The following is a 4165-nucleotide window of genomic DNA, read 5'->3' on the forward strand; positions in this document are numbered from 1 at the left end:
TCACGTAAGGTTGGACTGACAGCCGTATTCAGCGAGATAGGTAAACTGATAAGGGAAAAGAATCGCCGGATAAGGGATCGAATTTTGCGCTTCACTAAATCGCTGACTTGCTATATAACTTATTTTGAGGTGAAACAATGCTGAAATTTTTGCTCCTGCAACGCCGTTGGCTGAACATCATGCTCACGCCTTTAACCATGGGAATGGCTTGGATGATAGTGGGGGATAGCGCTGTAGACGCTAGACCGATTCAGTCATCGCGCTGTACGTCGGTGATTTACGGTAGCCCAATTCCAGCACCGGTGCCAGTTAATCCAGTCACAGGGCGACCTTGTGCCTTTTCCTCTGGAGGTTCATCCTCTCGCAATTATCGCGATCGCGACGATTATCGATATAAAGAGCCGATTCGGGGAACCATTCGTGATTCTACACTAATTAACCCCACGATTATAGATTCGACTATTTCCGATTCTGTCCTGGTTGATCCTGTGATTATTGATACACCCCGGTCTACCAGACGCCGATCTTACTCAGGTAGAGTCCCCATCCGACGCTCAGATGTGATTAATCGTTCTTCGGGAATCCGGATTCGTATTCGTTGATCGGGTAATCCTAACGATAAAATTAGAATTAAGGCTACCAACCCAAGCTGGGACAAATTTATTCCCCGTTCCCTGTTCCCTGTTCCCTGTTCCCTTTCCTAACCCAAATGTCCCGCCTTAGACCGATAGCCGAATTAATAATGGGTTATTCGATAGACAGTTTCTCGGATTAAATCGAGAGAGAATAATGGACTGAGACAACCTGTTTCAGTTCCCTAGAAAATTTGAATTGAACTTCAAGCCAATGCCAGTTACTACCCAAACTCAGCGAACCAGTCGTTTTGTCGATCCCTGGTCTTATATTGCTCTGGGAGCAGCAGGATTAGTGCTACTGGCATTGATGGGGTCTCAGTTCTTCTATAAAAAGCTGACATCAGAAACAGTATCCGTTGAACCAGAGGAATCGGTTGAACTGGAATCGATACAACTCGAACCTCAACTTATTGGCGCGTTGCGGATTGATGTGAGAGCATTGCTGCCAAGCAATACCTGGGTGATCTACGAAATTCAAATTCTTGATCAAAATGGAGACGTGATCGCCTCTGCGATGAAGGAAGCCTGGAGTGAGTCGGGGACGTGGTACGAGGATGGAGAGTCAGGGAGTTGGTCGGAATCGGATTTGCAGGGAGGACTCGACGTTCAGGCAAAGAAAAATGAGCAAATAACCGTGGCAATTGCCGTGTTGGAGTATGGTAACACCTCTGGACAAGAACTCCAACAACCCGTGGAATTTAAGGTGACGGTGGAAAATGGGGTTGTTGATACCCGCTATTTGTGGTCTGGTTTAATCGGTTCAACAATTCTGGGACTTATCGCCATCCTTGCCACACCCGTCTCAGGGAAAACCGCGATCGCGAAAACAATTCAAGATAGCGATCCCAGTGGACGCGCTACGGTGGGAGGGGCGAATCAGCTAGTGCGGGTCAAGATCAATGTGAAATCTGACGAAACCTCACCGCGACAGCTAAACGCACGTCTGGTGATTAATGATGCTTATGGAGAACAAGTTTATGCCCGTGCTTTGCCTATGCCTTTAAGCTTTAAAGAAGAAGATGGCAGGGTGGAATCAGCGACGGGTCAAGTCCAATGTTTTTTCACCTTGGAACCTCGCAGTTCTTATGGGTTTCATCTGGATGTGATGCCAGATGCACCCGTAGATCAGACGACGCTGACAGTGCGCGATCGCAACCGCACGCTCGGTTCCGTGGAGGTTGTCCACATTCGCCCATCTCCTTTATCGGATTATCCCCAAGATAAACACCCCTGATCAAGCACTCGTTCACTGTCTCACTGAGAACTCAAAACTCTGTTCATCCTAGGAGTTTCACAGATGTTAACTAAAATTTTTGCTATCTCTGCGATCGCGATCGCCCTCTTGACAATTACGGCAGGTTATACACAGCGTTCTGCCCTCGTCCTGCGAGCCGATAAACAGGACAACTATTGGCCCCGACATGGAACAGGATTATCGGGTCAATATCGGGGAGGAACATGGATTCTTTTACCCAATCGGTCGTCTTATGGAGGGTTTCGTGGCGGCGGTCCGAGTGCAGGAAAATAGGGATTTGTCATTTGTCATTTGTCATTTGTCATTCGTCATTCGTCATTTGTCATTTGTCATTTGTCGAAAAATTATTGCACTCTATCAGGGCGGGTTTAGTGATATCAGGGTGTAAACCAAACGCCAACGGTAAAACCCGCCCCTACAACAGATGTTCCAATTGCTTCCCCATCTTCCCCAGCTCCCCCAGCTCCCCCAGCTCCCCCAGCTCCCGATTCCTTGACACACATCGATAACAATAACTCAAAATTCATGGCACATCAGGGAGTATCAACAGACAACTCCAATGTTGAACCCGTAACTCAACCCCCAGTTTCACCATTAACTCGGCAGCAACGTCGGCTACTTTTGGCGGCGGCGGCGGTATCCTCTAGCTGTGGATTAGCAGTTGAACTGTTACTAGGAACCCTGGCTAGCTATTTAGTGGGCAATCAGGCGCTGTCTTTTGGAGTAGCTATCGGCGGCTTTTTAGCCGCCATGGGGATTGGCTCTTACTTAAGTCAATTTATCGCGCCCAAGTCCCCTCCTTGGCTCCAACAACGCCAACTCCTGGTGGCATTTCTTCAAGTTGAACTGCTAATGGCTCCCCTGACGGCATTATTACCCTTAGGACTATTTGCCCTATTTGTCGTCAACGGTTTCCTCTGGTTGGGATTATTCCTGGTAACTATATTACTGGGCATTTTAGCGGGTTTAGAAGTCCCCCTGCTGACGCGAGTGCTGGAATTGGAGGAGGGAGTGCGGGAGGCGCTGGCTGGGGTTTTGGCGCTGGATTATGTCGGCGCGTTGTTGGGTTCGCTGCTGTTTCCCGTATTGCTACTACCGTTAATTGGCTTATTTCCCGCCGCCTTTGTGCTGGGCGCATTACCCGCATTTATGGTGTTTGCTATTGGACAGCAGTTTCCTCGGCTGCGCCGTTGGGGATATCTAGGTTTAGGTTTAGGCGTTTTACTGACATTATCCGCACCCGCCGCGATTCCTATCAGTAATCGGTTGGAAAATACCCTGTATCAAGCCCCCGTAATTACCCGAATTCAATCCCCCTATCAACGGATTGTCTTGACGCGCCGGGGACAAGATTTGCGACTATTTTTAGATGGAGATTTGCAACTGTCTACCCTGGATGAATACCGCTACCATGAAGCCTTGGTACATCCGGCGATGAGTGCGAGTCAGAACAGGCGTCATGTGCTAGTTATGGGGGCGGGGGATGGGATGGCGGTGCGGGAAGTGTTGAAGTGGCAAGACGTGGAACGAGTGGTGCTGATTGAGTTAGACGCCGAAGTAGTTAAGTTAGCCCAGTCTCATCCCCAGTTGGTGCGGTTAAATGAAGGGGCGTTAACTGATCCGCGTGTTGAGGTGATTAACGCCGATGCTTTTGTTACAGCACCCGCCTTAAATGACACTTTTGATGTAATTATCGCCGATTTTCCTGATCCTGACCGAGAAGTGCTTGCCAAGCTGTATGCTGAAGGGTTTTACCAGCGTTTGTTACCGCGATTGGCAGAGAATGGCGTTTTTGTCACTCAAGCCTCGAGTCCTTTTTTTGCCCCAGATGTTCTAAGCTGTATTGTGGCAACCCTATCGGATGTGGGATTATCAACTCATCCTTATGTGGTGGACGTACCCAGTTTTGGACCCTGGGGTTTTGTTTTGGCGTCGCGGCAATCGATTCAAGCGGATAGGCTGACCTTATCGGTGTCAACGCGCTATCTGACTGAGCCGATTTTGCATCATTTATTTGAGTTACCTGGAGATGTCCAGTTAGGAAATGTGGAGGTAAATCGGCTCTCTCATCCCGTGATTGTGCGTTATCAGTCTGACCCTCGTTGGACAGCCTATTAATCATTAGTCAATTGTAGGGGCGGGTTTAAGAACTACAATCAGCTATTGATGAAATAACTGAACGACGAAACCCGCCCTAGCTAACTATTGCCCATTGCCTATTGCCTATTGCCTAGCGCGTAGCGCCATAACTGAACAACGAAACCCGCCCTAACTA

The 4165-nt window shown here is 48.6% G+C and carries 5 protein-coding genes; 4 read left to right on the plus strand and 1 reads right to left on the minus strand.

The window, feature by feature from the left end; translation table 11 throughout:
- Nucleotides 1-137 precede the first annotated feature (137 nt).
- The 3 genes from ACLFWI_RS27705 to ACLFWI_RS27715 all read left to right on the plus strand — a co-directional run bounded on the left by ACLFWI_RS27705 (nucleotide 138) and on the right by ACLFWI_RS27715 (nucleotide 2163).
- Nucleotides 138-602 carry a hypothetical protein gene (locus tag ACLFWI_RS27705; protein ID WP_446415609.1) on the plus strand — a complete coding sequence of 155 codons (465 nt, stop codon included), beginning with the start codon at nucleotides 138-140 and terminating at the stop codon, nucleotides 600-602.
- A 244-nt stretch (nucleotides 603-846) separates the two neighbouring features.
- Nucleotides 847-1869 carry a hypothetical protein gene (locus ACLFWI_RS27710; RefSeq protein WP_446415610.1) on the plus strand — a complete coding sequence of 341 codons (1023 nt, stop codon included), beginning with the start codon at nucleotides 847-849 and terminating at the stop codon, nucleotides 1867-1869.
- A gap of 63 nt (nucleotides 1870-1932) precedes the next feature.
- The gene (locus ACLFWI_RS27715) at nucleotides 1933-2163 is read left to right on the plus strand and encodes a hypothetical protein (protein WP_446409446.1); all 231 of its coding nucleotides are present in this window, start codon (nucleotides 1933-1935) and stop codon (nucleotides 2161-2163) included.
- Nucleotides 2164-2267: 104 nt separating this feature from the next.
- Here the strand turns inward: ACLFWI_RS27715 and ACLFWI_RS27720 are convergent, their stop codons facing one another.
- The gene (locus ACLFWI_RS27720) at nucleotides 2268-2417 is read right to left on the minus strand and encodes a hypothetical protein (protein WP_446415611.1); all 150 of its coding nucleotides are present in this window, start codon (nucleotides 2415-2417) and stop codon (nucleotides 2268-2270) included.
- Between ACLFWI_RS27720 and ACLFWI_RS27725 the strand changes: the two genes are divergently transcribed.
- Entirely contained in the window at nucleotides 2416-4008 is a 1593-nt protein-coding gene (locus tag ACLFWI_RS27725; RefSeq protein WP_446415612.1) for a polyamine aminopropyltransferase, read from the plus strand. The genes ACLFWI_RS27720 and ACLFWI_RS27725 overlap by 2 nt on opposite strands.
- Nucleotides 4009-4165 lie beyond the last annotated feature (157 nt).

Origin of the sequence: Coleofasciculus sp. (genome assembly GCF_046539235.1) — a bacterium.
Taxonomy (GTDB): domain Bacteria; phylum Cyanobacteriota; class Cyanobacteriia; order Cyanobacteriales; family Coleofasciculaceae; genus Coleofasciculus.

Excerpts from the sequence above, each read along its gene's own strand:
- ACLFWI_RS27705 (WP_446415609.1), top strand. The coding sequence starts at position 138 with ATGCTGAAATTTTTGCTCCTGCAACGCCGTTGGCTGAACATCATGCTC.
- ACLFWI_RS27725 (WP_446415612.1), top strand. The coding sequence starts at position 2,416 with ATGGCACATCAGGGAGTATCAACAGACAACTCCAATGTTGAACCCGTA.
- ACLFWI_RS27715 (WP_446409446.1), top strand. The coding sequence starts at position 1,933 with ATGTTAACTAAAATTTTTGCTATCTCTGCGATCGCGATCGCCCTCTTG.
- ACLFWI_RS27710 (WP_446415610.1), top strand. The coding sequence starts at position 847 with ATGCCAGTTACTACCCAAACTCAGCGAACCAGTCGTTTTGTCGATCCC.
- ACLFWI_RS27720 (WP_446415611.1), bottom strand. The coding sequence starts at position 2,417 with ATGAATTTTGAGTTATTGTTATCGATGTGTGTCAAGGAATCGGGAGCT.